This window comes from Nocardioidaceae bacterium (genome assembly GCA_018672315.1).
Classification (GTDB): domain Bacteria; phylum Actinomycetota; class Actinomycetes; order Propionibacteriales; family Nocardioidaceae; genus TYQ2.
Window position 1 is genome coordinate 2,249,143 of the sequence record CP076053.1, and the last position, 26,520, is coordinate 2,275,662.

The following is a 26,520-nucleotide window of genomic DNA, read 5'->3' on the forward strand; positions in this document are numbered from 1 at the left end:
GTGCACGAGTGTCGTGAAACTGGGTAGTGCCCCCTCATGGAGATGACCCACGACTTCACCGTGCACACCAGCCCCGACGCGACCTGGACGGCCTTCGGCGACTTCAAGGAGATCGCCCAGTGCTTCCCCGGCGCCACCGTCACCAGCATGGACGGTGACGACTTCGACGGGATCATGACGATCAAGCTGGGGCCCCTGTCGCTGGTGTACCGCGGCGACGGCTCCATCACCGAGCGCGACGACGCGTCCCGCACCGTCAGCCTCACGCTCCAGGGTGAGGACAAGGACGGCCACGGTTCCGCGAGGGCCGACGTGACGGTGACGCTGAGCGAGGATCCCTCGGGCACGAAGGTGGAGGGTCTGACCGACCTGACCGTCTCCGGCAAGGCCGACCAGGTGGGCGAGCAGGTCGTCCGCGACGTGCTGGCGACCCTGGTCGAGGAGTTCGGCACCACCCTCGACCAGCGTCTGGTCGAGGACCCCTCCCAGGGCAGCGACGAGGTCAACGGGCTCGGACCGTCCTCGGCAGCGCTCGCGGCGATGCGGTCCGGGGGCGACAAGGACCAGCCGCTCTCGGCGAGCGCGAACCCGATCGGCGAGGAGATGAAGGAGCGCGGGGCCGATCTCGACCACCTCGACGGCGCGGTCGGCTCGAAGGCCCCGTCGGCCGAGGAGGTCGCGGCGTACACCGAGAAGACCGAGCCCGTCGACCCGAACAAGTCCGGTGGTCACCTCAAGTCCATCACCGAGACCGACACCCAGGGCCGCGCGACCGACCTGACCACGACCGTCATGCCGTCGCTGGCCAAGGACAACTCGACGCTGATCGCCACGTCGGTGGGTGCGGCGCTGCTGGTGCTCGGCTTCGTCCGCAGGCGTCGCAACCGCTGAACCCCACCGCGCGGGCCGCACCCGCGCCCTCCCTCAGGCCGCCGGGCTCGCACCTCCTCTCGGGGAGGGCGGGCCCGGCGCTCCACGTCAGCCCTCGTAGCCGCCGAGGCGGTGACCGTGCTCCAGGTCGGCGAGGCCACCGACGGGCGCCACGGCCGTCGCGCTCGCCTCGCACACCCAGACCGGGTCGGGGCCGCCGAGGTCCGGGTCGACGTACAGCGCGTGCGTCGCGGGGCCGCCGTCCGGCTCGACGCACCAGGGGCACAGGGGCCAGCGGCCGGCGTGCTCGAGCAGCGCGTCCTGCACGTCCTGGGCGACCAGACCTGCGGCGTAGGCGCCTCCCTCGGGCCACTGCTCGACCCACCAGCGGCGCTGGCTCACGGCGTCCTCCAGGACGGACACCTCGTGCGGGCCGGCACAGCGGGTCGCCGTGAGGTCGCGCAACACGAGCGCGCGTGCGGCGAGCAGCGGGTCCTCCGATGTCACGATGACCATTGTGAGCACGCCGTCGCAAGCGCCAGGGGCACCAGAGGTGTCGCGCGGTGCGCTGCTCGAGGTCGGCATCGCAGGCCCCCAGGACGTCGCAGGCGTGCAGGAAGGCGGTGCCGACCGGCTGGTGCTGGCGACCCCGGGCCCCGAGGGAGGTCTGTCGCCGACCCCGCAGCTGGTCCAGTCGACGTGTGCGGCGACGGACCTGCCCGTACGCGTCGTGCTGCGCCTCAACGACGGCTTCTCCACCACCGGCGGTGAGCTGACGCGCCTGGTGGGCCTCGCCACCGACTTCCTGGACAGCGGCGCCGAGGGCCTGGTGATGGGTTTCCTCGACCGCGACCTGGAGATCGACACCGAGGTCTGCGCCGCGGTGCTGGAGCGGCTCCCCGGGGTGCGGTGGACCTTCAGCCGGGCCATCGACCAAGGTCTCGACGCCCGCCGCTCGTGGCGGACGGTGCGGACCCTCCCCGGCGTGGACGCGGTGCGGACGGCCGGGTCCGTGCGCGGCCTCGAGCACGGGCTCGACGCCCTCGTGGCCCGCGCCGCGGCGGACCCCGAGATCGCTCGGCTCGTCCTCGCCTCGGGAGGCCTCACCCCCGACCAGGTGCCGTGGCTGGTGCGGGCCGGCGTACGACAGGTGCGGGTCTCGACCCAGGTGAGGCCGAGCGGCTCGTGGGACAAGGCGTACGCCGACGCCGCCCTGGTGCGGTCGTGGCGGCTGCTGCTCGACGCGGAGGTCGAGGCGGCCCGACGCTGAGGTCGCCCGGCGCCGAGTCCGCCCGGCGCCGAAGCCGTCGGCCTTCGCACAACGGTCCGCGACACGCCACCCGCCGTACACCGCGCGGACACCCGGGCAGCGCACCATTTTCCTGTGAGCACCCCGCTGGTCCTCCACCCCGGCTCCGATCTGCGCCCGCCGCGCACCGTGCGTGTGATCGCCCACCGCGGCGCCTCGGCGAGAGCCCCCGAGAACACCCTCGCCGCCCTGGCGGCCGCGGTGGCCGACGGCGCCGACCTGGTCGAGGTCGATGTGCAACGCACCGCCGACGGGGTGCTCGTGCTGCTGCACGACCCGCGGCTGGAGCGCACCACCGATGCCCGCTCGCGCTTCGGTGAGGGACGTGAGCTGTTGCTCGGCAGCACCGCGTACGACGACATCGCCCGCCTCGACGCCGGGTCCTGGTTCTCGCCCGCCTTCGCCGGTGAGCGCGTCCCGCGGCTGACCGACGCCCTGCACCTGCTCGTCGCCGCGCGCACCGGCCTCCAGCTGGAGCTGAAGCGTCCCGAGCTCTACCCCGGCGTCGTCGACCAGCTCGTCGCCGAGCTCGAGCGCGTGCGCGGCCGCATCCCCCTGCTGGTGCAGAGCTTCCACGAGCCGAGCCTGCGGGAGCTGCGTCGGCAGGCGCCCTGGCTCGAGCTCGGGCTGCTCGGTCGCCCGCACGCCCGACGCCTGGCCGAGCTCGGCACCTGGTTGCAGCAGGTCAACCCCCACCACCGTCGTCTGGACCGGCGCTACGTCGACGCCGTGCACGCGGCCGGGATGCGGTGCACGCCGTGGACCGTGGACCGCCGTTCGGCGATGCGCCGGGTCTGCGGCCTCGGGGTCGACGGAGTCATCACCGACCACCCGGCACGGTTGCACGAGGCGCTCGCGTAACGACTCGGACTCCGCCCGCGCGTCCCGGGGTGAAGCGGCGTCGTGTCGTCGCGCGGTGTGTGAAGATCCCGCTGTCCCGAACTGCCGGGGCCTCGTCACGGGAGAAGCCGGTGTCCATGTCGTCGTCCGTCCGTCGTCCGCGCGCACTCTCCCGAGTGGCAGTCGGGCTCTCCCTGGCGCTCGGCGTCGCCGGCCTCGCGGGCACCCCCGCGACCGCCGCGCCCGTGGTGCCGGCACAGCCGGTCGTGCAGCAGGCGGCGTACACCCCGCCCCCGATCGACTGGGGTCGGTGCACCGACGAGTTCCTCTCCTTCATCGGCATCGAGTGCGGCTTCCTCGTCGTGCCCCTCGACCACGACGACCCCACCGGTCGCACGATCGAGCTCGCCGTGTCGCGTCTCGAGCACACCTCGGCGCCGTCGCGCTACAAGGGCGTCATGCTCACCAACCCCGGCGGCCCGGGCGGGTCGGGCCTGTCCCTGCCGATCATCGGCACGTCCGTGCCCTTCCGGGCGGGCAGCGAGTGGGACTGGATCGGCATGGATCCCCGCGGTGTCAGCGGCTCGGTGCCCCGGCTCCGCTGCGACCCGTCCTACAGCGAGGCGCCGCGCCCGTCGTACGAGCCGAGCCTCGACGGTGAGGCGGCGCGGTGGATCGCCCGGGCGCAGGGGTACGCGCAGGCCTGCGGCGACGCCCCCGCGAGCGGTCTGCTCGAGCACCTGCGCACCGAGGACGTCGTCGCCGACCTCGACCTGCTCCGCGTCGCGCTGGGCAAGGAGCAGGTGGGCTTCTACGGCTACTCCTACGGCAGCTACCTCGGTCAGGTGTACGCCACGCAGCACCCCGACCGGGTCTCACGGCTCGTGCTCGATGCCAACGTCGACGCCGACAAGGTCTGGTACGACGCGAGCCTGGAGCAGAGCCGGGCCTTCGACCGGTCGCTGCAGGCGTTCTTCGCCTTCGCCGGCCGCTATGACCGGGCCTTCGGCCTGGGCAAGGGCCGTCGCGCCGTCGAACGCACCTACCTGCGCCTGCGTGAGCGCCTGGACCGTCGCCCGGTCAAGGGGATCGGCGCGGCCGAGTTCGTCGACGCGGTCCAGGTGACCGCGTACACGACGCAGCTCTGGCCGCTGGTCGCCTCGGCGCTGGCCCGGCTGGACGACCGTGGCCGCGTCGGCCGCCTCAGGTGGTTCACACCGCGGCCCGGGCCCCGGTCGGACAACGCGTACGCCTCCTACCTCGGCACCTTCTGCACCGACGCGCTGTTCCCGACCGAGCTGCGCACCTGGACCGACGACGCCATGGCCAATGCGGAGGTCGCGCCGCTGTCCACCTGGGGCAGCACGTGGGCGAACCTGCCCTGCCGCACGTGGCCCGTCGCCGCGGAGCCGCCGGTGGAGGTCGACGGCTCCACCCTGGACGTGCCCGTGCTGCTGGCCGGGACCACCGGCGACGCGCCCACGCCGTTCGCCTGGTCGCGAGCGACCCGCGAGCGCTTCCCGACCGCCTCGCTGGTCGCCGGCGTCGGCGGGCGCGACCACGGCTTCAGCCTCCAGGGCAACCGTTGCGTGGACGAGACGGTGGCCCGCTACCTGCGCCGCGGTGTGGTGCCCCCACGCCTGGCGGACGGCATGTTCGACAAGACGTGCCGGGTGCAGCGGCCGACGTTGGACTTCTTCTTCGGGCCCACGTTCTTCCGCGAGGCCCCGGCGGGGGCGCGGGCCCGCGCGGGCAGCGCCGGGTCTGGTCGTGAGGAGATCGAGCTCACCCGTCGCCAGCAGGTCGAGTTCCTGCTCGACCGGGCGGCCATCCCCGGCCGCGGCTGAGTCAGGCCGGGTGGCGTGCGGCCGCGTCGGCACCGCTCGCTGCGATCTCCGGCGGCGTCATGGCCCACCGGATGGTGCCGGTGGCGACGGATCCGAGGGCGCGTACGACGGTGCGCTCGGTGACGGGGAACAACGGCAGCCGTAGGGGCCACCGCGTCCACGCGGGCATCAGCGCGATCGCGGCGGCGCACAGCACGAGGTACGGCGGGCGTGCGGCGATCGGCAGGTCGGGGTGCCACAGCAGGAACGAGACGGCGTCCCGGGCGGCCGGGGTGCCGCGGAGCTCGGAGCGGTAGCGCGCGAGCTGCTCGCGCAGCTCGGCCTCGGTCTGCGGCGGGTCGATGACACCGAGGCGGGCGGCGACCTCACCGGTCTGGCGTACGTACTCGTCGCGGCCGGCCTGGTCGAGGGGTTCCGCGCCGTAGGTCTGGTGGGCCAGTAGGAAGCTGTCGATCTCCGCGATGTGCACCCACATCAGCAGGTGGGGGTCGCTCGCGGCGTACGGGGTGCCGTCGGGCATGGTGCCCACGACCCTGGTGTGGATGCTGCGCACCATGTCCACCGAGGCCTGCGCGTCGTCGGCGGCACCGAAGGTGGTGGTCGCGAGGTAGGTGGACGTGCGGGCGAGGCGTCCCCACATGTCGCCGCGGTAGCCGGAGTGGTCGGCCACGCCCTGCATCGCCGCCGGGTGCAGGGTCTGCAGCAGCAGCGCCCGGATGCCGCCGATGAACATCGAGGCGTCGGCGTGCACCTGCCGGATCGCGGCGTCCTCGTCGAACCACCGCGGGCCCGGTCGGGAGTGGATCCGGTCGCGACGCTGCGGGCCCTCGTCGCCGGCGACCCGGTGGAAGAGCTCGGCGCCGAGCCGGTCACGTACGCCCCCGAGCGCGTCGCGGCCCCGGGAGGCGAGGGTGTCGAGCGTGGAGGTCATGGGGCAACAGTCCCCGGGGTCGCCAACCCGCATGCGCACCTCCGGTCGGGCACGGAAGAGTGGGTCCATGACGTCAACGCTTTCGCGAGCCCTGGAGCCCCGGCGTGCATGGGCGGTCGCCCTGCTGGGCCTCGTGCTGCTCGGGGCCGTGCTCGGCCTCGGTCAGGCCGAGCGTGACGCCTCGCCGACCGACAACCTGCCGGCGGGCTACGACAGCACCCGGGTCGTGGAGCTGCAGCAGCGCTACGCCGCCGACGAGGCCTCGGTCGCGATGGTGCTCTTCACCGCGGGTGCGGCCGACTCCGACGCGTCGATCGGGCCTGAGCTGGGTGGGCTCCAGCAGGCGTACGCCTCCGCGATCGGGTCGCAGGTCCCCCTGCAGCCGAGCGAGGACGGCACCGCCGCGCTCGGGGTGGTGCCGGTCGACGGTCAGTCGGCCACGGAGGTCGCCGAGCAGGTGGAGACGCTGCGCGCCGACCTGCGGGGGGCCGCCCCCGACGGCGTACGCGTGCAGCTCACCGGCCCGGCCGCGATTCAGGCCGACCTGGCCGCGGTCTTCGACGGCGCGGACTTCCGGCTGCTCGCGGCCACCGCCGGCATCGTGGCGCTGCTGCTGCTCGTGACCTACCGCAGCCCGATCCTCTGGATCCTGCCCCTGGCGGTGGTGGGCCTCGGTGACCAGGCGGCCGCGGCCGCCGCGACCCGGGTGATGCGGGCGGTCGGCACGCCGTGGGACGAGTCGACCATCGGCATCCTGTCCGTGCTCGTCTTCGGCGCCGGCACCAACTACGCCCTGCTGCTCATCTCGCGCTACCGCGACGAGCTCAAGCAGCACGAGGAGCGGGCCGTCGCGATGCGGGCCGCCTGGCGGCGTACGGCCGAGGCGGTGCTCGCCTCGGCCACCACGGTGGTCGTCGGTGTCCTCACGCTGGTGCTCTCGGTCGTGCCGGCCACCCGTGCGCTCGGCGTCGCCTCGGCGGTCGGCATCGTCGTCGCGGTCTTCGCCGTGCTGGTCGTGCTGCCCTTCGTGCTCGTCGTGCCCGGCCGTTGGGTCTTCTGGCCCCTGGTGCCGAGGGTCGGGCAGACGACGCTCGTGGAGAGCCGATCGATCTGGAGCCGCATCGGCGGCCTGGTCTCGGCCCGGCCGGTGGCGGTGCTCGTCGTCGCGGTGCTCGGCCTCGGCGTGCTGGCCGGCGGACTGACCCAGGTGCGGACGGGTCTGTCCGAGTCCGACCAGTTCCTCGACACCCCCGAGGCGATCGTCGCCGCGGGCCGGCTCGCGGCCTCCTACCCGGACGTGTCGTCCTCGCCCACCACGGTGCTCACGCGGGACGCCGTGGCGGCGCAGTCGTCGTTGGCCGGGTCCGACGCCGTCCGTGGCGTGGAGTCCGTCGGACCGTTGGGCGGTGGAGTGGAGCAGCTCGACGTCGTGCTGGCGTCGCCCCCGGGCAGCCAGGAGGCGCGGGAGGACGTACGCGCGGTCCGCGACGCCCTCGCGGACGTGTCGGGCACCGTCGTCGGTGGCAGCGAGGCCGAGGCGGTCGACGCCGCCGACGCCGCCTCGCGGGACCGTCTGCTCATCGTGCCGCTCGTCCTCGTCCTGGTCGCGGGTGCGCTGGTGCTGCTGCTGCGCAGCCTCGTGACGCCGCTGCTGCTGGTGACCGCCGTCGTCGGCACCTACCTCGCGGCGCTCGGTGGGGCCTGGTTCGTCTTCACCGGCGTCTTCGGCTTCGAGCGGCTCGACGCGGGGGTGCCGCTCCTCGGGTTCCTCTTCCTCGTGGCGCTGGGCGTCGACTACTCGATCTTCCTCGTGACCCGGGCCGCGGAGGAGACTCCGGCCCATGGCGTACGCCGCGGCATGATCCGCGCGCTCGGCGCCACCGGTGGCGTCATCACCTCGGCGGGCATCCTGCTCGCGGCGGTCTTCGCGGTGCTCGGCGTGCTGCCGCTGGTGGTGCTGGCCCAGCTCGGCACGGTGATCTGTCTGGGCGTGCTGCTGGACGCCTTGGTGGTGCGGACGCTCGTCGTGCCCGCGCTCGCGGTGGCGCTGGGGGAGAAGTTTTGGTGGCCCCGCACGTTCGCCGACATCGGAGACGCCCGTCCGACGGCTTAGGTGGCATCCGCTCCCGACCCAACGACGACCAGATGCCCCACAGGCGGAGTGGGTCAGAGGTAGATGTCGCCGCAGGCCTTCGCGGTCGCAGCGACGACTCCGACCGGCTCGGTGTCACCCACGCCGGGTCGCTGCTCGAGGTACCCCTTCACGGAAGCGACGTCCTCCAGGGTCGCGCACAGCTTCAACGTGCCTCGGCCCGTGACGGCAGCACCCGTGAGGCCGATCTCGCGGTCGACCGCGAGCGCCAACCGCTCCCGTGCCGCGGCGAGGGCAGGCCGTCCATTCACCCGATCTCGGATGAGCAGGAATCCCCCGGCAACGACCGTGACGCTGGTGATGTCGGGGCGACCGAGGTAGCTGTCTGCCGCGGCGAGCGCCGGTTCCAATCCAGGATCGTCGAGTTCGACATAGACCTCGCGCAGAACAGGAGCCGCCGTCCGGGCGTACGCGACGACATCAGGGTCGTCGCGCGCCTCGACGAGTTCCTCGGCCATGCGCTGGGTCGCGCGCGTGCTGGCACCGGTGGTCAGCGTGGCGGAGTCGTCATCGAGGAAGCCCAGCTCGATGCCGGTGAGGTCGTCGTCGTCGACATCGTCACCGAGTGCTTCGAATACGGCGAGAATCTGCTCGGCGGTGGCGTCGTTGACCATGACGATCTTCGCGCGGTGCGCCGGTCGAGAGAACGGGATGTCGGCTTCGCCGCCGTTCTTCGGTACCCGCACCTCGACGACACCGGGCAGATCGTCGACCCTGCCGCGGATGTCCTCGGCCGACGCGGCGCACGAGCCGGTGAGAGTCACGAGGCACAGTGCAACTGCCAGTGCTGCTCTGCGGCGGCCTGTCATGAGTCATCCCTCAGATGTCGTCGGCGTCGACGATCTCGTACGCGTACCCCTGCTCGGCGAGGAACCGCTGCCGGTTGGCGGCGAACTCCGCGTCGATCGTGTCCCGGCTGACCAGGGTGTAAAAGCGCGCGGAGTGCCCGTCGTCCTTCGGTCGGAGCAGCCGTCCGAGCCGCTGGGCCTCCTCCTGGCGTGACCCGAACGAGCCGGAGACCTGGATCGCCACCGTCGCGCCGGGCAGGTCGACGGAGAAGTTCGCGACCTTGCTGACCACGAGCAGGTCGAGCTCGCCGGTGCGGAACTGCTCGAAGAGCTTCTCGCGCATCGGCACGGTGGTCTCGCCCTTGATCACCGGTGCTCCCAAGGCCTCGCCGAGCTCGTCGAGCTGGTCGATGTACTGCCCGATCACCAGCGTCGGCTCGCCCTTGTGCTTCTCGACCAGCTTCTGGGCGAGCCGCGTCTTGGACCGGGTGGTGGAGGCGAGGCGGTACTTCTCCTCGGGCTCGGCCGTGGCGTACACGAGGCGCTCGGAGTCCGGCAGCGTCACCCGCACCTCGACGCAGTCGGCGGGCGCGATGTAGCCCTGGGACTCGATGTCCTTCCAGGGTGCGTCGTAGCGCTTGGGACCGATCAGGCTGAAGACGTCACCCTCGCGGCCGTCCTCGCGCACCAGCGTCGCGGTGAGCCCGAGCCGTCGCCGCGCCTGCAGGTCGGCGGTCATCCGGAAGATGGGGGCGGGCAGCAGGTGCACCTCGTCGTAGACGACCAGGCCCCAGTCGCGGGCGTCGAAGAGCTCGAGGTGGGTGTACGCACCCTTCCGCCGCGTCGTCATCACCTGGTAGGTCGCGATGGTGACCGGCTTGATCTCCTTGCGGGTGCCGGAGTACTCGCCGATCTCGTCCTCGGTGAGGGAGGTGCGGCGTACGAGCTCGTCCTTCCACTGCCTGGCCGACACGGTGTTGGTGACCATGATCAGCGTCGTGGCCTTGGCATGGGCCATCGCGGCGGCGCCCACGATCGTCTTGCCGGCGCCGCAGGGCAGCACGACGACACCGGAGCCTCCGTCCCAGAACGACTGGGCGGCCTCGGCCTGGTAGGGGCGCAGGTCCCAGCCGTCGGTCGCGAGGTCGATGGCGTGGGCCTCCCCGTCGACGTAGCCGGCCCAGTCCTCGGCGGGCCATCCGAGCTTGAGCAGCGCCTGCTTGAGGTTGCCCCGCTCGGAGGGGTGCACGGCGACGGTGTGCTCGTCCACGCGGGCGCCCAGCATGCCGGCGACCTTCTTGGCGCGCAGCACCTCGGCGAAGACGGGTGCGTCCGTGCTCGAGAGCACCAGGCCGTGCACCGGGTGCTTGTCGAGCGTGAGGCGTCCGTAGCGGTCCATCGTCTCGGCGATGTCGACCAGCAGCGCGTGGGGGACCGGGTAGCGCGAGTGGTCGATGAGCGCGGAGACGACCTGCTCGGCGTCGTGACCGGCGGCGCGTGCGTTCCACAGCGCCAGCGGGGTGATGCGGTAGGTGTGCACGTGCTCGGGGGAGCGCTCCAGCTCCGCGAACGGTGCGATCGCCTTGCGCGCCTCGGCGGCGTCGGCGTGGTCGACCTCCAGCAGGAGGGTCTTGTCGGACTGCACGATCAGGGGGCCGTTGCTCACCGGCCAAGCCTAGGCTCGCCGCCATGCAGGTCGGTGGGCAGGAGCGGATCGGGTAGAAGGGTGGAGGTGATGAGGGTAGACTCATGCCCGTGAGCCTGAACATCAAGAACCCTCGCGTTCACGAGCTCGCGCGCCAGGCGGCACGCCTGCGCGGTACGAACCAGACGGCCGTGATCGAGGAGGCGCTCGAGCTGCTGCTCCGTCAGCACGGCGCCGACCCCGACGAGGCGAGCGCCCAGCGCAAGATCGATGCGGCGCACCGCATCGCAGCGGCGTACGCCCGCCCTCCGATGGGCGAGCCCGCCATCGTGCGCGTCGAGGACCTCTACGACGACAGTGGTCTCCCGCGGTGATCGTCGACTCCTCCGCGCTGATGGCGATCCTGTTGGGGGAGCCGGAGGGCGAGGCCTGCCTGCAGGCCGCCTCGCGTCACGACTGCTCCATGTCGACGGCCACGTGGCTCGAGGTCGGGATCGTCGCCGACCATCGATCGACGGACCACGGCCAACGGCTTGACGACCTCGTCGATGCCCTCGAGATCGCCCAGGTGCCGGTCGACGCACGTCAGGCACGCGTCGCGCGGGCCGCCTACCGGCGCTTCGGGCGTGGCACCGGGTCTCCGGCACGACTCAACCTCGGTGACTGCTTCGCGTACGCGTTGTCGGTGACCGCAGGTGAGCCGCTGCTGTACGTGGGCGAGGACTTCGATCACACCGACGTCGTCCGCGCCGGTCGCTGACGCCGCGTGCCCGCCGCACGTCCCGGTGGGGTCAGGCGTCCTGACCCAGGGTGCGATCGCCCGCCGACCCGTGCACCCGCGCGGTCACCGCGCCGGCCGCTGCGCCCAGGTCGACGCTGCCGTACGCCTTCGCGAGACCGAAGGTCGGCATGTTGCCGTAGAGCGCCTCGGTCGCCTCGCCCGAGACCGCGTACGTCTCGTGCCAGATGCCCACGTCGCCGGAGCCGGCGACTCGTCGGTTGAAGTCGCGCATGGCGGCTGCGTGCGGGTGGTCGGGATCGGAGGCGAAGGCCCCGAGCTCCTCGGCGGAGCGCCAGTGCTGCATCACCATGAGCACGCGACCCGAGACCCAGGTGCGGGTGTCGAGCACGCCGGAGTCGGGGTCCTTCGCCTGACTGGTGAGCATGCGCGTCATGGCGCGCAGCACCGGGGCCCAGTGGCGTACGCGGCGCAGCCGGTGAATGCGCATGCCGGTCATGAAGAGCACCCCGTCCTGCTCGGCGGCAGGCAGGCATGCGCGGTTCATGCCGGCGACGACGCCTGCGGGGACACGGTCGACTGCCGGTCGGTATCGACGGGTGACTGTGCTGCTCATGACGACTCCTGACGCGGTGGATAGCCACACTCTCCAATAAGAGAGTGGCAGTATCCGAACATGGCGTCAAGCACGTACGGACTGGCCGAGCTCGCCCGCGCGGCCGAGGTGTCCCCGACGACCGTGAAGTACTACCTGCGTGAGGGCCTGCTGCCCGCCGGTCGGTTGCGCAGCGCGACCCGCGCCGACTACGACGAGCACCACCTACGCCGTCTCCGGCTGCTCCGCGTGCTGCGCGAGGTCGGGGGCGTGCCGGTCGAGCGGCTCCGTGCCCTCGTCGAGGTGCTGGACGCGGGCGGGGACACGCTGGCGATGCTCGGGGCGGGCGCCGAAGCACTCCTCCCGCCCGGCGCGCGGGCCGACGACGCGGCCGCCGGACTGTGCGAGGAGGTGCTGCAGGCCCAGGGGTGGCAGGTCGCGCCCGACTCCCGCCTCGGGCTCGCCCTGCGCGAGTCGCTGAGCGCCGTCCTGGCCACGGCCTCGGCGGGGCCGGGGGAGGTGCGCGAGCAGGTGCTGCGCTACGCGAGGACCGCGGACCGGGTCGGCGCCGAGGACGTCGCCACCCTCGACGCCGACGACCCGGCCGACCTGCTCGCCCAGATGGTGGTCGGGCAGGTGGTCTACGGGCGCCTGCTGGAGGTCATGCGCCGGGTCGCGGAGGCGCACCACGCCGGGCGACGTTGGGGCCGTCCCTGACTCGGCGGCTTGGTGGGGCGACAGCTGCAGGTGACGCTCAGGCCTCGACCGATCGGACGGCGCTGATGCGGTGCAGCGAGAAGTCGCGCATCCGGTCGCTGCGGTGGTCCAGTGCCGAGACGATCCCGTCGCCCACGCGACGCGGTTCGATGACCAGCTCACGCGTGCGCCCGTCGGCGTCGACGTACTGGATCCACACCGTCGACGCGGCCTCGGTGGCCTCGCGCAGCGCGGTGACCACCTCGGTCGGGGTCAGTCGTGTGCCCGTCGCATCGGCAGGACGGGACGCGGCCGCGGCGTCCCCTGCCCGCAACGCCCGCGTCGCTGCAACCGCGAGCGATGCGGGGTCCCCGGGCCGGGTGCGGACCTCGGCCGGTCGGCGGGGTCGCGGCGTACGCGCCCGCAGGGCGTCGGGGCGCGCGAGCCGCACGGTGCCGTCGGGGGACTCGACGACCGGCGCCAGGCCCAGCTCCCGCAGGCGCGGCAGCAGCACCGGCACCGTCGTGTCGCTCACGACCACCGTCGGCGCGAGCAGACGCAGACCCCACGACGACGCGCGCGGATCGTTCACCAGCGCGGCGAGGGCGGCCTCGTCGTCGGAGCGAAGGAAGGCCGCGGCGACCCCGACACGCAGCGTCCCGAAACGACGGGCCACGTCGTCGACCAGATAGGTCAGGGCCTGGGGCACCGGGGTGCGGGACCGCGTCCGCAGCAGCTCGTGCACGTCGGCAGCCGCCCACCCGACGTCCATCGCCCGGCGCACGGAGGACGCGGTGAAGCGGTAGGTGGTGGCCGCACCGCGCGACTCCACGTCCGCCACTGCCGCGATCGCGTCGGCGAGGTCGTGCTCGAGGGGGCCCGGCGCGACGGCGGTGAGATCGGCCTGCAGCAGCACGTGGTCGACCGGCTCGGGCAGCAGGGGCGCCAGCACGTGCGCGGCGGCCTCGGGTCCCTCGTCGACCAGGGTGCGGCCGAACGACGTGGGAGCCCCGAGCCCGACCACCCCGTACGCGGCGAGGTCGGTCCAGGTGACGGCGACGGCCTGCGTACGCCCCGGCGGGCGCCGAGGTCGCCGCCACCGCACGCGCTCGAGCAGCGACTGCTCACCCGCCTCGCCGTCGAGCCCCTCGGTGGGGCCCAGCGTCATGACCTCCTCGAGCACCTCACGGCGCACGTCGACGAGCCACGCCCGCTCCGAGCCCGGCGCCAGCACGTGGTGCGGCTTGCGGTCGCGCCCGACCGCGCCACGCAGCCGGGGGGAGCCGAGCCACGCCGCCGCGAGGCGCCCCCACGCCTCGGCGACGTCGAGTCGACGCCAGCCGTCGTACGCGTCGGTGGGCAGCCACGCCGGGTCGCCGTCGCCGTCCGTGCCCTCGGCGAGCAGCCCCGCTGCTGCGGCCGTCTCCACCACCAGGGCTGCAAGGTCCTCCTCCAGACCCAGCGCACGGGCGGTGGCGCGGTGGTCGCGTACCGACAGCCCGCCCGACCGCAGCACCCCGGGCGGCCCGGGCGTCGGGCTGCCCCAGGACTCGAGCAGGTCAGCGACCAGACGCACGATCTCGGCGGCGGCGCCGGCGCCCGCCTGGTCGACGATCCGAGCCGTGCGGGACGCCGTGACCAGCTCGGGTGGCTCGTCGACGGGCCTCGTGGTCGTGCGACCCCCGCGCTCGGCGAGCACGTCGTCGACGTCGGCCCCACGGGGCAGCTGGCCCAGTCTCTCGCCGAGTCCCGACAGCGCGGTGCCCACGACGTCGCGCAGGGTGCTCAGCGCCCGCAGGTCCTGCTCGGTGCCCCAGAGCAGGGCCGCGTCGCGGAGCCGGGCCGTCGCGTCCGCCACGGCCTCCTCGGAGGCGTGCACGACCTGCAGGAGTCGCGGCAGCGACACGCGGCCCTCGTGCAGCACCACCGCGTCGAGCACGGCCAGCTCGAGCAGTGTCAGACGGTCGACCGCCCGCACCACCGAGCTGCGCGTCCCGACCCGGGCAGCGAGCTGCGCGGAGTCCTGGGGGGCCGGCTGGGCCAGGTCCGGGCGCAGCTCCAGCAGGCGCGCCACCCGCTCTTCGGGCCAGGCGCGCAGCTGCTCGGCGAGGGTTCGCGGCGCGTGGGAGGACATCCGCACCATGCTAGTGACCGGCGCCCGGGGCCGGCGCCGGCGTCGGCTACGGTCGGGCGCCGTGAGCGAGGTCTGGTACGTCTCCTACGGCTCGAACATGTCCGCGGCACGCCTGCAGTGCTACCTGGTCGGAGGCTGTCCGCCGGGTGGACGGCGCGAGAATCCCGGTGCGCGCCTCGCGACGGCACCGACGAGGTCGGCGGCCGTGGAGCTGCCCGGGTCGGTCTACTTCGCGGGGGAGTCCCCGCAGTGGGGCGGCGGCACCGCCTTCTACGACCACGACACCCCGGGACCCGCCGCGGCCCGCGCCTACCTCGTCACGGCCGGTCAGCTCGCTGACATCTTCCGTCAGGAGATGTATCTGGCGCCCTTCGACGGCGACCCCGTCGAGCGCGTGGCGGCGTCACTGCCCGACGACGACCGTCACGCCGCCGGTGACGGCGTGTACGAGACCCTCGTCGCGGTCGGCCGCCTCGACGGCCTGCCGATGCTGACCTTCACCTCGCCCCACGGTGCGGCGGACGTGCCCCACACGGAGCCGGCGCCCGCGTACCTCGCCACGATGGCGACGGGACTGGTCGAGGCCCACGGCTGGGACGAGGAGCGCGCGTACGCCTACCTCGCCGGCCTCACTCCTCCGGGGCGGCGCTGACGGCGTCCGGGGTGCCCTTGCCGGTGCTCTGGTCACCGGGGATGTCGACCCCCGAGCGCTGCAGCGACCGACGGACGTCGTGGCCGTCGCCCGAGTCGGTGAACACCGACACGTCGCCGTGGGACTCCAGCACCATCGCCTTGACGTGGGAGAGCCGGTCGACGCCGTGCATCCGCATGAACATGACGACCTCCTCCTCGACGATGCGCTCCTTGCGCATCGTGTCGGTCTGCATCTCGCCGTCGTAGACGAGCAGGCTCGGCTCGGACTTGATGAGACGACGGAAGCGGTGCGACCTGAGCGCGAGCAGCGAGACGAGCCAGTCGAGGAAGACCACCGCCGTCATCGCCATCGCCCCGTCCATGAGCCCGACGGTCTCCAGCACGATCGTCGAGCTCAGCAGCGAGCCGATCGTGAAGGTCACGACCATGTCGTACATGTTGAACTTCGCGACCGTGCGCTTGCCGGACAGGCGCAGCAGCACGACGACGAGGGCGAAGCCCATGAGCGCGAGGAGCGGCACCTGGTACCAGGTGCCTTCGGAGTCGGTCCACATGGCCAGGAGCGTGACCACGCGCGACGCGCCGGAATCACACCGCCAGGGGTGGGCGAGGGACCGGGTCTCAGCGGGGGGAGGGGAGGAGCACCGTCACGGCGGGGACGGACCCCGACGTGGTCGTGACGGTCGAGCTCGCACCGCGTCGTGGGGCAGCGCGGGTGGCCGAGAGCTCCGAGGACCGCAGGGCGAGCGGCAGGCGTACGTCCGGGCGGGTGCTCGAGTCCCACTCGAGCCGCCCGCCGACGAAGGAGCGGCTGCCCGGGGCCGGGACGATCCGCAGGCGTACGTCGACGCGTTCGCCGGGGGCGAGCGTCACCGACGCCGGCTGTGCGGTCACGCGGTAGCCGGGGACGCCCGTCGCGGCGAAGGTCCAGGTGGCGCGGCTGCCGCTGACGTTGCGCAGCGTACGCACAACCCGGGTCGGCGCGGTGACGTCACCGAGCACGAGGGAGGGGGTCTGCACGCGCGCGGGGGCACGGTCGCCGCGCAGCCAGCCGTCGAAGCCGGGGTCCTCGGCGCTGACGGCCAACCCGGGGTTGAGCACCCGACTCGGGTCGATCAGGCCGTTGCCCTGCGCGAGCGGCGAGGCGTCGCCCAGCACCTGGTAGCTCGTGGAGACGACCGAGGAGACGACCTCGTCGACGCTGCGGCCCGGACGGTCGCCCAGCAGCAGCGCGGCGGCCCCGGCCACGCGTGCGGCGGCGTAGGAGGTGCCGGAGACGAAGCCCCAGGACTCACCGTCGGTGGCGGGGGAGGTGGCGCTGAGCAGGTCGACGCCCGGGGCGAGGACGTCGGCACCCAGGAACTGCGGTCCGCGCGCGTCGTCCGAGGCCGTGCGCGAGGAGAAGTCGGCGAGCACGGGCGCCGGTACTGGCGCCGAGGCCCGCGGGTCCAGACGCGCGCGCACGTCCGACCTGGCCGAGAGGACGGCCCGGAGCCGCTGCGCCTCGGCGACGGCGAGGTGCACGGTCGGCACCGAGTGCAGGTCGGCCGGGGTGTCGTCGGCCCCACCGGCCACGTTCGTCAGCACCATGCCGACGCCGCCGGCCTCGGCGACGGTGGCGGACTTCTCCACGCGCGGGTTGCCGCCGCGGTCGCAGAGCACGATGGCGCCGGCGGCCTCCGACGACAGGCTGCCGGGACGGCACAAAGCCGCGGCGGTGCGGCCCACACCCCGGGCCCTCAGGTCGACCGACCGGAGGAGCGGGGCGGGACGGGAGAGGCCCTCGGCCACCATGGTGCCCTCGAGACGGGGACCGCCGCTCACGTCGACGCTGCCCGGCCGGGTCAGGGTGCGACTCGCACCCACGGTCAGCCCCCAGGGCACGGCCTCGGTGATCGTCGCGCCGTTGCCGGCCGGGGTCACGGGCACGATCCCCGCATCGCGTACGCCGAGCAGGGCCCGCGAGACGGCGTCGCCGGCCCGAGTGCCGGCGGCGCCGTAGACGACCACGTCGACCCCGTCTGCCACCGCGGCGTCGAGGGCCGCCACGACGTCGGAGGTCGCACACCCGTCGTCGTCGGGGTCCGGAGCCGTCCAGCACGCCTTGTACACCGCCGCCGAGGCGGCCGGTGCGGCGCCGCGGACCTGTCCGAGCGCCGAGCGGCCCACACGCGCGACCACGTCCGCGTCGCCGACGGCGAGCGAGGCGACCTCGGTGCCGTGCCCGACCACGTCGCGAGGGGAGACCCTCTCGAGGCTGGAGAGCCCGCCGCGCCCGAAGCCCTCGACGAACCAACGAGCCCCCACGACCTTGTCGGTGCAGGCGGAGGACGGCCAGTCCGGGCCGGTCGCGCACGTCCCGGCGAAGGCGGCGCGGGCACCGCTCTGCGCGGGGACGGGCGCGAACACCGGGCTGTCGGGCCACAGCCCGGAGTCGACGAAGCCCACCACCACGCCGGCGCCGGCGCGTGAGCTGCCACCGACGTTCGCGAACGCGGTGTCCAGCCCCGGCAGGTCACCGCGTGCGGCCGCCGTGAGGCGCGAAGGGCCCACCCCGGCGAGACGCTGGCGGACGACCGGTTCCAGGCGCACCACCCGGTCGTCGGAGGCGAGGCGACGGACGGCCGCGGCGTCGAGGTCGGCGGCGAAGCCGGACACGGCCTGCCCGTAGGTGTACGTCGGCTGCGCGCCGCTGCCGGCGAGCACGGCGTCGCGGTCCGCGACCGTGCGCGTGAGCACGATCCACGCACCGGCGGAGACCGGGGTGCCGGGGTCGAGCACGGACCGACTCGTGGGTGCGACGGGCGTGACGGCGCCTGCGCTCGGAGCGCCGGAGACCAGCAGGCCGGAGACGCCCAGCAGCACGGTCAGGACACCCGTGGCCAGGCGCGAGGCGTACGTGCCGGTCATGGGTGCTCCTCTCACTGTGCGGTTCGTGTGCGGGCAGGGTGGTGCCTCGGGTGTCTCCCGGACCATCCAGTGTCGCAAGTCACCGCGTTCGCGACAACCGAATGCGTCATCTCGGTGGACGACGCCTGCGCAGGTGCCGGCGAGCACCGTCACGAGGGGGTCTGCTCGTCCCGCTCGGTAAGGTGGAGGGCTGCGTCCCGACTCGGGCCGCGGTCACGATGCGGCCCTGTGGCCGCAGGAGGAGGCGAGACGGTGCCGACCGGCAAGGTGAAGTGGTACGACGCCGACAAGGGCTTCGGGTTCCTCGCACGCGAGGAGGGCGAGGACGTGTTCGTACGCTCCGACGCCCTGCCCACGGGGGTGACCACGCTGAAGCCGGGCACCCGCGTCGAGTTCGGCATCGCCCAGGGCCGTCGCGGCGACCAGGCGCTTCAGGTGCGCGTGCTCGACAAGACGCCGTCCGTGAGCCGCCGCGACCGCAAGAAGCCGGCCGACATGGAGCCGATCGTGGAGGACCTGATCCGCCTGCTCGAGGGCGTCCAGCAGGCCTACCGGGCCGGACGCCACCCCGACGCGCGCACGGCCGCCCCGACCGCGAAGTTGCTGCGGGCCCTCGCCGACGAGCTCGACGCCTGAGGCGGCGCCCGGCTCAGTCGGGTCGTGACCCTCGCAGGTCCTCGTCGGCGAAACGCATCGGCGCCGTCGGCTCGAGGTCGTCGTGGGCGACGCCGGAGGCGGGTCGGGCGGCCTGGGCGCGTGTGGAGGTGACGGGGCCGTCGGGCAGGTCCTCGGACCGCGGGAGACCCGCCGCGGTGTGGGTGCTGCGCCAGCGCAGGGTCAGCACCAGCCACACCGCGAGCAGGCCCGCAGCCACGCCGAGCCCGAGCCGCGGCACCAGGGGCAGCGCGATGCCGATGAACCCGCCGACCACCCACGACAGCTGCAGCAGCGTCTCCGACCGCGCGAACGCGCTGCTGCGCGACCGCTCGGGCACGTCGGACTGGATCAGGGCGTCCAGCGACAGCTTGCCCAGCGACTGGGCCAGGCCCGCGACCAGCCCCAGTCCCACGGCGGTGAGGAGGCTGTAGCCGAGCGCGGCGGTCGTGATGGCGGCTGTGTCGACCGCGAGTGCGGCCACCACGACGACCGTGGGCGTGAGCGTACGCAGCGCGGCCCCCAGCCCGAGACCGATCGTGTTGCCGAGGCCGGCGGCGCCGATGACGAGACCGAGCAGCAGCTCGGGACGGTCCGCCCAGCCGGCGAAGGGCTGGTCGCGCAGGAGGAAGGCCATGTACATCGTGAGGAAGCCGGACAGCAGCCGCAGGCCCGCGTTGCAGCGCAGCGCCAGCACCACCGACGCGGGCACCCGGGGGGGGCGCCGGGAGCCGCCGTCGGCGGAGCCGCCGATCTCGGCGTACGCGACGCGCACCTCGCCCTCCGCGGAGTCCACCCGGGACGGCAGCAGGATCGCCAGCACCGTGCCGAGCACGAACACCGCGAACGCGTAGCGCAACGACCACTCGGGCCCGATCAGCGACGCGCCCACCGCCAGCGGCGCCGAGATGCCGGCCCCGACGACACCGGCGAGGGAGATGCGCGAGTTGGCCTTCACCAGGCTGAGGGTGTCCGGCAGCAGCCGCGGCACGGCCGCCGCACGGGTCACGCCGTACGCCTTGGAGGCCACCAGCACCCCCAGCGCCGCCGGGAACAGCGCCAGCGACCCGGTCGCGACCGCGTCGGCGAGCACCCAGCACAGGAACGCGCGGGTCGCGAGCGTCGCGCCGATGGCCCAGCGGCGTCCGTGGGAGACGCGGTCCAGCAGCGGACCGATCAGCGGCGCGACGACCGCGAAGGGCAGCATCGTCAGGCCGAGGAACAGCGCGACCTGGCCGCGGGCCTCGCCGGTGGGCACGGCGAAGAACAGGGTGCCGGCCAACGAGATCGCCACGGCGGCGTCGCCCGCGGCGGAGAAGGCGTGCATCTCGATCAGGCGGGACAGACCCGACTGCCCTGCACCCTCGGCGTGCGAGGCGCGTCGCGCCTGGCGCACGGCGTACGCCGCGGCTCGTGAGGAGCCCCGACCGGCCGCGGCGGCTCCCCGGGCGGCGCCGGCCGCCCCACGTGCGGTCGCCCGCGCGGCCCGCCCCACCCGACCACCGACCCGACCCCCGGGCTCGTCACGCTCGCCGGGCTCGTCGTCGGGGTGCTGCCAGGTCGGCGGACCGTCCTGGACGTCGGTGGGCATGGGCTCATTCTGCCTCCGTCGCACACCGAGGTCCCGCAGGAGTCGCCGGGCGTGGGATGATCCCGGGCGTGACTCCCGCAGCGACACGCGTACGCCCCGACGCCACCACCGTCGGTGCCGTCGAGGAGGCGCGGGCCGCCCTCGTCGAGCTGACCGGTCTCGCCGCCCCCGACGAGGTCGGCGAGCACCTCGGGCACCGCCTCGAGGGCGACCGCGTCGTCACCCACCTCTTCGCCTGTGAGCGGCCCGGCTACCGCGGGTGGCAGTGGTCGGTGACCGTCGTCCGTGCGGCGCGGGCCAAGCAGATCACCGTGAACGACGTCGTGCTGCTGCCCGGCGAGGACGCCGTGATCTCGCCGACCTGGGTGCCGTGGCGCGACCGGCTGCAGCCCGGCGACCTGTCCCCGGGCGACCTGCTCCCCGTCGAGGACGACGACCCCCGCCTGGTGGCGGGGTCGTTCGTCGGCGACGAGCCCGCCGACGCCGTCCGCGAGGTCACCCGCGAGGTGGGACTGGGCCGCGAACGGGTGCTCTCGCTGGAGGGTCGCGACGACGCGGCGCAGCGCTGGTACGACTCCGACCAGGGCCCGGAGTCCGCGGTCGCGAAGTCGGCGCCGGCACCGTGCCGCACCTGCGGGTTCCTCGTGCTGCTGTCGGGACCGCTCTCGGGCATGTTCGGCGTCTGCGCCAACGCCCACGCCAACTCCGACGGCCGGGTGGTCTCCTTCGACCACGGGTGCGGCGCCCACTCCGGGGCGCAGCTGAGCCGCAAGCAGCAGCCGCGACCCGTGCCCCCGCCCTCCCTCGACGAGTTCGACAGCCTGAGCGTCGAGGAGTTCTGACCGCCCCCACGGGGTCGGGTGGGTGGCCCGGACGGCATGGGTGGCCCGGGTGGCATGGTTCTCCCGTGCTGGACAGGTACTTCGAGATCTCCACCCGCGGCTCGACCCTCTCGCGCGAGGTGCGCGGCGGGATCGTGACCTTCGTGACGATGGCCTACATCGTCGTGCTCAACCCGCTGATCCTCAGTCAGGCGACCGACGTGGACGGCCAGTACCTCGGCGGCGGGACGGAGCCCAACACCGCCGCGATCGCCGCGGGCACCGCGCTCGTGGCCGGTCTGCTGACCATCGCGATGGGTGTCGTCGCCAACTTCCCCCTCGCACTCGCCGCGGGGCTGGGACTGAACGCCTTCGTCGCCTTCTCCCTGGCCTCGCAGATGACCTGGGCGCAGGCGATGGGACTGGTCGTGGTCGAGGGCCTGGTCATCCTGCTGCTGGTGCTCACGGGCGTCCGACGCGCAGTGTTCAACGCCGTGCCCGCGCAGCTGAAGATCGCGATCTCGGTCGGCATCGGGCTGTTCATCACCCTGATCGGGCTCGTCGACGCCGGGTTCGTCCGCCGCACGGGCACCGGCCCGGTCCCTGTCGAGCTCGGCATCGGCGGCCAGCTCGCCGGGTGGCCGGTCGCGGTCTTCGCCGTCGGGGTGCTGCTGGTGACGGCCCTGTGGGTGCGTCAGGTCAAGGGCGCGATCCTCATCGCGATCGTGGTCACGACGGTGCTGGCGTTCGTGGTGGAGAAGGTGTTCTCGGTCGGCCCTGCGTTCCCGGCGGACGGCCCGCCGAACCCCGAGGGTTGGAACCTCGTCGTGCCCACGCTGCCCGACTCACTCGTCGACACCCCCGACTTCGGCACGCTCGGACAGGTCGACCTGCTGGGCGCCTTCGGCCAGGTGGGCCTGGTGGTCGCCGTGCTGCTGATCTTCAGCCTGCTGCTCGCGGACTTCTTCGACACGGTCGGCACGATGACCGCGGTCGGGGCCGAGGCCGGCCTGCTGGACGAGAAGGGCGCACCGCCGCGCTCGCAGCGGATCCTGGTCGTCGACTCGCTCGCGGCCGCCGCGGGAGGGGCGGCCGGGGTCTCGTCGAACACGAGCTACATCGAGTCGGCCTCCGGCGTGGGCGAGGGGGCGCGGACGGGTCTCGCCAGCGTGGTGACCGGGGTGCTCTTCCTCGCGACCATCTTCTTCTCACCGCTGCTGACGGCGATCCCGTACGAGGCGGCCACGCCCGCCCTGGTGCTCGTCGGCTTCCTGATGATGCAGCAGGTCGGTGGCATCGACTGGAAGGACACCGGCATCGCGATCCCGGCGTTCCTGACGATCGTGCTGATGCCGTTCACCTACTCGATCGCGGCGGGCATCGGCGCCGGGGTGGTGTCGTACGTGGTGCTCGCGGTCGTGCGCGGCGCAGGCCGCACCGTGCACCCGCTGCTCTGGGTGACCGCGCTGCTCTTCGGCGTCTACTTCGCGGTCGACCCCCTCACCTCGCTGCTCACCTGAGCCGGGGAATAGTTGGGACTCGCAACAGGTTGGGCACAGTGATGAAACCACCGCGCTGACCTCGCGACCCGATCGGAGCACCCCCTCCACGTGAGCCCCACCTTCCGCGCCCTGCACCACCGCAACTACCGGCTCTACGCCGCCGGGTCGCTCGTGTCGAACACCGGCACCTGGATGATGCGGATCGCGCAGGACTGGATGGTGCTCGTGCTCACCGGGTCCGGCACCGCGCTGGGCATCGTCACGGGCCTGCAGTTCCTGCCGATGCTCCTGATGAGCCCGTACGCCGGTGTCGTGGCCGACCGCTTCCCCAAGCGCCGCCTGCTCCAGGTCACCCAGGGCGCGATGGCCGCCAGCTCGGTGCTGCTCGGGGTGTTGGCGGTCACCGGCGCGGTCGAGGTCTGGCACGTCATGGTGCTCGCGTTCGTCTTCGGTGTCGGCACCGCCTTCGACGCACCGGCGCGCCAGGCGTTCGTCTCGGAGATGGTCGGACCGGCCGACCTCGCCAACGCGGTCGGGCTCAACTCCGCCTCGTTCAACGCGGCCAGGCTCGTCGGGCCGGCGCTCGCCGGCCTGCTCATCGCCGCGTGGGGCTCCGGCGCAGCGGCGGCCGGCTGGGTCGTGCTGCTCAACGCCGTGTCCTACCTCGCGGTCATCGCCTCGCTGGAGCGCATGGTCGTCAGCAAGCTGACGCCGTCGGTGCCCGCCGCCCGGGGAAGGGGACGGGTGCGCGAGGGGGTCCGCTACGTGCGCGACCGCCCGGATCTCGTGCTGGTGCTGACGATCGTCTTCTTCGCCGGCACCTTCGGGCTGAACTTCCAGATCACCTCGGCGCTGATGGCGACACAGACCTTCGGGCTCGGCGCGGGGGAGTACGGCCTGCTCGGCACGATCCTCGCGATCGGCTCGCTCACCGGTGCGTTGTGGGCGGCGCGGCGGGAGCGTACGCGCCTGCGGCTCGTCGTCGGTGCCGCGCTGGCCTTCGGTGTCGTGGTCGTGGCCTCGGGTCTGATGCCGACGTACCTGACCTTCGCCCTGCTCGCCCCCCTGACCGGGTTCACGGCGCTGACGCTGATCACGAGCGCCAACACCACCATCCAGCTCACGGTGGCGCCGGAGCTGCGGGGGCGGGTGATGAGCCTCTACCTGATGATCTTCATGGGCGGCACACCCGTGGGAGCGCCGGTGATCGGGTGGATCGGGGAGACGTTCGGGGCCCGCTGGACGCTCGTGGTCGGGGGTCTGGTCGTGGTGGTCGGCACCCTGGTCGCGGCCGCGCTGTTCACCCGCGCCGAGCCGCGAGCACCGCAGCTGCCCAGCCGGCGGACGCGGCACGTCGAGCCGCTGCCCGAGTCCCCCGCGCTCGCTGCCTGAGCGAACGGGGTGCGCCGTCCCCTCTAGGATCTGCCCGTGAACCCACGCGTCCGACGACTCCTCATCCCCACCGCGCTGGTGGCGCTGCTGGTGGTCGTGCTCGTCGCCGCGATCCTCGGCGGCTGAGCCACCGATGGCCTCACGCACGCTGCCCCTGGCCGACGCGCTGGCCGAGGTCGCCGAGGCGCTCAGCGCGCACGACAGCCTCGTCCGGGCCGTGGCCTCGGGTCGACGACGAGGCGTCGAGCGGCCTGCGTACGAGCGGGTCGACGTGCGGCCGATCGATCTGCGCACCGGACCCCATCTGCAGTTCGCGGCGACCGCGGGCGACCAGGTCCTCACCTCCAACCACGCCCTCGGCGACGGCAGCGGGGCCGCGCAGCACGCGGTCGAGCAGCTCCTCGCGCAGCCGTGGGGCAACTGGCACGTCGAGACCACCAGTGAGATCCGGCAGCTGCGGGTGACGAAGAAGGGCGACGCGCAGGTCTCGGTCTCCACGCAGACGGCACCGGTCGTCGTCGACCGCTCCCACGACCGCGTCAAGCAGCGGCTGCTGAGCCCCGACCACCCGGTGCTGCGCACCCTGGGCATCTCCGACGCCCAGGGGCGGGTCAAGCCGACGCGGCAGGCGAAGTACCGGCAGGTCGAGGAGATGCTGCGGCTGCTCGCCCCCGCGCTGACCGAGGCGATCGCCGCGGGCCGGGTGCGCACACCGACGCCGCAGGAGCCGCTGCGGGTGGCCGACCTGGGCTGCGGCAACGCCTACCTCACCTTCGCCGCGTCCGCGCACCTGACCGAGGTGCTCGGCCTCCCGACCCGGGTCATCGGAGTCGACGTCAAGCAGCAGTCCGCCGATCACAACACGCAGGTGGCCGCCGAGCTGGGCATCGACGCCGAGTTCGTCGTCGGCACCATCGCCGAGGCGCGCGTGGACCCGGCGCCCGACGTCGTGCTCGCCCTCCACGCCTGCGACACGGCCACCGACGAGGCCCTCGCCCGGGCCGTGCACTGGGGTGCGGGCCTCGTGCTCGCCGCGCCCTGCTGCCACCACGACGTCGCGGCCCAGCTGCGTCGCGGTCGCGACGAGGCGCCCGCGGCGTACGCGTCGGTGCTGCGCCACGGCATCCTGCGCGAGCGCTTCGCCGACACGCTGACCGACGCGCTGCGGGAGAACCTGCTGCGCCGGGCCGGCTACCGGGTGGAGGTCGTGGAGTTCGTCGAGTCGGCCCACACGCCGCGCAACACCCTGCTGCGGGCCGTGCGGCGTACGGACCCGCGGGCGGCCGAGCAGGACCAGCAGCTGCAGGAGGCGTACGAGCACCTGGTCGGAGCCTGGTCGGTGCGTCCGCGGCTCGCGGAGCTGCTGGATGGGTGACCCGCGGGCCCGGCTCGTCCGGATCGTGGCGGTCGCCGTCGCCGTCGCCGTTGCCCCGGTGCTGGGGCCCGCCGTGCCGGCGTACGCCGAGAACGACCGGGCCCGCACCGAGTTCACCTGGCCGGACGAGCGCATCAGCGAGTCCAGCGGGCTGGCCTTCGCCGGTGACCTGCTGGTGACGACGAACGACTCCGGTGACGACGCCGTCCTCTACGCCGTCGACCCCGACTCGGGTCAGCTGGCCGGGGTGACGTCCTACGACGTCGCTGCCGGCCTCGACCCCGTCGACGTCGAGGCCCTGGCTCCCACGCCGCGCGGTGAGGCCGTGTGGGTCGGCGACATCGGCGACAACGGGCGGACGCGCTCGACCGTGGTGGTGCACCGTGTGCCGATCGCAGCGGGGGACCGCACGGTCGCGGCCCGCAGCGTCGTCCTCGCCTACCCGGACGGGGCGCACGACGCCGAGACGCTGCTGAGCGATCCGCGGACGGGCCGCCTCCACGTGGTCACCAAGGCGCTCTTCGGCGGCACCGTGTACGCCGCGCCGCGGGACCTCTCGCCGTACGTCGCCGATGCCGAGGGACGGCCCGCCTCCGGTGAGCCGGGGCTGCTGCGCGAGGTCGGACGGGTGCCCGGCTTCCTCACCGACGGGGTCCTGCTGCCGCGCGGCGCCGGGGTGCTGCTGCGCGACTACGCCGGGTCGACCGCGTACACCTGGCCCGAGCTGGAGCGCCTCACCCCGGTCGGCCTGCCGGCGATGCGGCAGGGGGAGGCGGTCGCCCTGCGCGGCGGACGTCTCTGGGCGAGCACCGAGGGGGTCGGGACCGCGGTCGTGTCGGTGCCCCTGCCGCCGGTGCTGCGGGCGCGGCTCGCCGGGCGCGACCCGGCGCCGGCGAGCCCGACGGACGACGCGGAGGAGGGGTCGGTGGCCGAGCAGCCGGCGTACGCCACGGAGCCCGGCGCGCTGCCGCCGTGGCTCGTAGGCCTGGTGCCCGCGGGGGCGGGCCTGATCGTCGTCGTGGCCCTGGGAGCCCTGGCGGCTCTGGTGCTGCGCCGCCGGCGCGGGTGAGGGCGC

24 protein-coding genes are annotated in these 26,520 nt (G+C 73.6%); 15 read left to right on the forward strand and 9 right to left on the reverse strand.

The genetic code is table 11. From position 1 onward, the window contains the following. The first annotated feature begins 36 nt into the window (after positions 1 to 36). Positions 37 to 891, forward strand: coding sequence for an SRPBCC family protein (locus KLP28_10810; GenBank protein QWC84097.1), 855 nt, complete (start codon positions 37 to 39; stop codon positions 889 to 891). Positions 892 to 978: 87 nt separating this feature from the next. Here KLP28_10810 and KLP28_10815 read toward each other — a convergent pair whose 3' ends face one another. Continuing rightward, on the reverse strand, positions 979 to 1,386 hold the full coding sequence (locus KLP28_10815; protein QWC84098.1) for a hypothetical protein: 408 nt from the start codon (positions 1,384 to 1,386) through the stop codon (positions 979 to 981). On the opposite strand from KLP28_10815, the gene KLP28_10820 reads away from it, so the two are divergent. From KLP28_10820 to KLP28_10830, 3 genes are all read left to right on the forward strand, one after another. Further along, positions 1,379 to 2,140 (forward strand): copper homeostasis protein CutC, encoded by a 762-nt coding sequence (locus KLP28_10820; protein QWC84099.1) that lies wholly within the window; start codon positions 1,379 to 1,381, stop codon positions 2,138 to 2,140. The genes KLP28_10815 and KLP28_10820 overlap by 8 nt on opposite strands. A 114-nt stretch (positions 2,141 to 2,254) precedes the next feature. Beyond that, a complete protein-coding gene (locus KLP28_10825) occupies positions 2,255 to 3,040 on the forward strand; it encodes a glycerophosphodiester phosphodiesterase (GenBank protein ID QWC84100.1) in 786 nt (261 codons plus the stop codon). A gap of 155 nt (positions 3,041 to 3,195) precedes the next feature. Beyond that, positions 3,196 to 4,866, forward strand: coding sequence for an alpha/beta hydrolase (locus KLP28_10830; GenBank protein ID QWC84101.1), 1,671 nt, complete (start codon positions 3,196 to 3,198; stop codon positions 4,864 to 4,866). Position 4,867: 1 nt separating this feature from the next. Here the strand turns inward: KLP28_10830 and KLP28_10835 are convergent, their stop codons facing one another. Next, positions 4,868 to 5,797 carry a DUF2236 domain-containing protein gene (locus KLP28_10835; GenBank protein ID QWC84102.1) on the reverse strand — a complete coding sequence of 310 codons (930 nt, stop codon included), beginning with the start codon at positions 5,795 to 5,797 and terminating at the stop codon, positions 4,868 to 4,870. A 67-nt stretch (positions 5,798 to 5,864) separates the two neighbouring features. On the opposite strand from KLP28_10835, the gene KLP28_10840 reads away from it, so the two are divergent. Next, entirely contained in the window at positions 5,865 to 7,910 is a 2,046-nt protein-coding gene (locus KLP28_10840) for an MMPL family transporter (GenBank protein QWC84103.1), read from the forward strand. Between the two features lie 53 nt (positions 7,911 to 7,963). Here the strand turns inward: KLP28_10840 and KLP28_10845 are convergent, their stop codons facing one another. Together KLP28_10845 and KLP28_10850 are read right to left on the reverse strand one after the other, a co-directional pair. Beyond that, entirely contained in the window at positions 7,964 to 8,713 is a 750-nt protein-coding gene (locus KLP28_10845; GenBank protein ID QWC84104.1) for a hypothetical protein, read from the reverse strand. 55 nt (positions 8,714 to 8,768) lie between these two features. Further along, positions 8,769 to 10,403 (reverse strand): DEAD/DEAH box helicase, encoded by a 1,635-nt coding sequence (locus KLP28_10850; GenBank protein QWC84105.1) that lies wholly within the window; start codon positions 10,401 to 10,403, stop codon positions 8,769 to 8,771. Positions 10,404 to 10,492: 89 nt separating this feature from the next. On the opposite strand from KLP28_10850, the gene KLP28_10855 reads away from it, so the two are divergent. Both KLP28_10855 and KLP28_10860 read left to right on the forward strand, forming a co-directional pair. After that, entirely contained in the window at positions 10,493 to 10,756 is a 264-nt protein-coding gene (locus KLP28_10855; protein QWC84106.1) for a type II toxin-antitoxin system VapB family antitoxin, read from the forward strand. Beyond that, positions 10,753 to 11,142: a type II toxin-antitoxin system VapC family toxin gene (locus KLP28_10860; protein QWC84107.1), complete on the forward strand. Its 390-nt coding sequence runs from the start codon at positions 10,753 to 10,755 to the stop codon at positions 11,140 to 11,142. The genes KLP28_10855 and KLP28_10860 overlap by 4 nt, the downstream gene beginning before the upstream one ends. Positions 11,143 to 11,173: 31 nt before the next feature. Here the strand turns inward: KLP28_10860 and KLP28_10865 are convergent, their stop codons facing one another. Continuing rightward, a complete protein-coding gene (locus tag KLP28_10865) occupies positions 11,174 to 11,737 on the reverse strand; it encodes a DUF4188 domain-containing protein (protein QWC84108.1) in 564 nt (187 codons plus the stop codon). 60 nt (positions 11,738 to 11,797) lie between these two features. Between KLP28_10865 and KLP28_10870 the strand changes: the two genes are divergently transcribed. After that, entirely contained in the window at positions 11,798 to 12,433 is a 636-nt protein-coding gene (locus KLP28_10870; GenBank protein ID QWC84109.1) for a MerR family transcriptional regulator, read from the forward strand. A 37-nt stretch (positions 12,434 to 12,470) separates the two neighbouring features. On the opposite strand, the gene KLP28_10875 is transcribed toward KLP28_10870, so the two are convergent. After that, positions 12,471 to 14,546: a helicase-associated domain-containing protein gene (locus KLP28_10875; GenBank protein ID QWC84110.1), complete on the reverse strand. Its 2,076-nt coding sequence runs from the start codon at positions 14,544 to 14,546 to the stop codon at positions 12,471 to 12,473. Between the two features lie 7 nt (positions 14,547 to 14,553). Here KLP28_10875 and KLP28_10880 point away from each other — a divergent pair, with 7 nt between their 5' ends. Beyond that, a complete protein-coding gene (locus KLP28_10880; protein QWC84111.1) occupies positions 14,554 to 15,198 on the forward strand; it encodes a histone deacetylase in 645 nt (214 codons plus the stop codon). Here KLP28_10880 and KLP28_10885 read toward each other — a convergent pair. Continuing rightward, on the reverse strand, positions 15,176 to 15,754 hold the full coding sequence (locus tag KLP28_10885) for a DUF421 domain-containing protein (GenBank protein QWC84112.1): 579 nt from the start codon (positions 15,752 to 15,754) through the stop codon (positions 15,176 to 15,178). The genes KLP28_10880 and KLP28_10885 overlap by 23 nt on opposite strands. Positions 15,755 to 15,821: 67 nt before the next feature. After that, positions 15,822 to 18,110 (reverse strand): S8 family serine peptidase, encoded by a 2,289-nt coding sequence (locus tag KLP28_10890; protein ID QWC84113.1) that lies wholly within the window; start codon positions 18,108 to 18,110, stop codon positions 15,822 to 15,824. Positions 18,111 to 18,362: 252 nt separating this feature from the next. On the opposite strand from KLP28_10890, the gene KLP28_10895 reads away from it, so the two are divergent. Next, entirely contained in the window at positions 18,363 to 18,746 is a 384-nt protein-coding gene (locus tag KLP28_10895; protein ID QWC84114.1) for a cold-shock protein, read from the forward strand. A gap of 13 nt (positions 18,747 to 18,759) precedes the next feature. Here KLP28_10895 and KLP28_10900 read toward each other — a convergent pair whose 3' ends face one another. Beyond that, complete coding sequence (locus tag KLP28_10900; GenBank protein ID QWC84115.1) at positions 18,760 to 20,355, reverse strand: MFS transporter; 1,596 nt, start codon at positions 20,353 to 20,355, stop codon at positions 18,760 to 18,762. A 56-nt stretch (positions 20,356 to 20,411) separates the two neighbouring features. On the opposite strand from KLP28_10900, the gene KLP28_10905 reads away from it, so the two are divergent. The 5 genes from KLP28_10905 to KLP28_10925 all read left to right on the forward strand — a co-directional run bounded on the left by KLP28_10905 (position 20,412) and on the right by KLP28_10925 (position 26,514). Next, the gene (locus KLP28_10905; protein ID QWC84116.1) at positions 20,412 to 21,197 is read left to right on the forward strand and encodes a DUF3027 domain-containing protein; all 786 of its coding nucleotides are present in this window, start codon (positions 20,412 to 20,414) and stop codon (positions 21,195 to 21,197) included. A 149-nt stretch (positions 21,198 to 21,346) separates the two neighbouring features. Then, complete coding sequence (locus tag KLP28_10910; protein QWC86933.1) at positions 21,347 to 22,696, forward strand: NCS2 family permease; 1,350 nt, start codon at positions 21,347 to 21,349, stop codon at positions 22,694 to 22,696. A gap of 90 nt (positions 22,697 to 22,786) precedes the next feature. Continuing rightward, complete coding sequence (locus tag KLP28_10915) at positions 22,787 to 24,070, forward strand: MFS transporter (GenBank protein QWC84117.1); 1,284 nt, start codon at positions 22,787 to 22,789, stop codon at positions 24,068 to 24,070. Between the two features lie 133 nt (positions 24,071 to 24,203). Beyond that, entirely contained in the window at positions 24,204 to 25,445 is a 1,242-nt protein-coding gene (locus tag KLP28_10920; protein ID QWC84118.1) for an SAM-dependent methyltransferase, read from the forward strand. Next, on the forward strand, positions 25,438 to 26,514 hold the full coding sequence (locus KLP28_10925) for a hypothetical protein (GenBank protein QWC84119.1): 1,077 nt from the start codon (positions 25,438 to 25,440) through the stop codon (positions 26,512 to 26,514). Before KLP28_10920 ends, KLP28_10925 begins: the two co-directional genes overlap by 8 nt. The last annotated feature ends 6 nt before the right edge of the window (positions 26,515 to 26,520 follow it).

Bases quoted from the DNA above. Each gene is read 5' to 3' on its own strand.
- KLP28_10865 (QWC84108.1), bottom strand. From the start codon at position 11,737: ATGAGCAGCACAGTCACCCGTCGATACCGACCGGCAGTCGACCGTGTC.
- KLP28_10870 (QWC84109.1), top strand. From the start codon at position 11,798: ATGGCGTCAAGCACGTACGGACTGGCCGAGCTCGCCCGCGCGGCCGAG.
- KLP28_10875 (QWC84110.1), bottom strand. From the start codon at position 14,546: ATGTCCTCCCACGCGCCGCGAACCCTCGCCGAGCAGCTGCGCGCCTGG.
- KLP28_10890 (QWC84113.1), bottom strand. From the start codon at position 18,110: ATGACCGGCACGTACGCCTCGCGCCTGGCCACGGGTGTCCTGACCGTG.
- KLP28_10835 (QWC84102.1), bottom strand. From the start codon at position 5,797: ATGACCTCCACGCTCGACACCCTCGCCTCCCGGGGCCGCGACGCGCTC.
- KLP28_10810 (QWC84097.1), top strand. From the start codon at position 37: ATGGAGATGACCCACGACTTCACCGTGCACACCAGCCCCGACGCGACC.
- KLP28_10880 (QWC84111.1), top strand. From the start codon at position 14,554: ATGCTAGTGACCGGCGCCCGGGGCCGGCGCCGGCGTCGGCTACGGTCG.
- KLP28_10920 (QWC84118.1), top strand. From the start codon at position 24,204: ATGGCCTCACGCACGCTGCCCCTGGCCGACGCGCTGGCCGAGGTCGCC.
- KLP28_10905 (QWC84116.1), top strand. From the start codon at position 20,412: ATGATCCCGGGCGTGACTCCCGCAGCGACACGCGTACGCCCCGACGCC.
- KLP28_10910 (QWC86933.1), top strand. From the start codon at position 21,347: ATGGCCTACATCGTCGTGCTCAACCCGCTGATCCTCAGTCAGGCGACC.
- KLP28_10900 (QWC84115.1), bottom strand. From the start codon at position 20,355: ATGCCCACCGACGTCCAGGACGGTCCGCCGACCTGGCAGCACCCCGAC.
- KLP28_10885 (QWC84112.1), bottom strand. From the start codon at position 15,754: ATGTGGACCGACTCCGAAGGCACCTGGTACCAGGTGCCGCTCCTCGCG.
- KLP28_10840 (QWC84103.1), top strand. From the start codon at position 5,865: ATGACGTCAACGCTTTCGCGAGCCCTGGAGCCCCGGCGTGCATGGGCG.
- KLP28_10815 (QWC84098.1), bottom strand. From the start codon at position 1,386: ATGGTCATCGTGACATCGGAGGACCCGCTGCTCGCCGCACGCGCGCTC.
- KLP28_10820 (QWC84099.1), top strand. From the start codon at position 1,379: ATGACCATTGTGAGCACGCCGTCGCAAGCGCCAGGGGCACCAGAGGTG.
- KLP28_10925 (QWC84119.1), top strand. From the start codon at position 25,438: ATGGGTGACCCGCGGGCCCGGCTCGTCCGGATCGTGGCGGTCGCCGTC.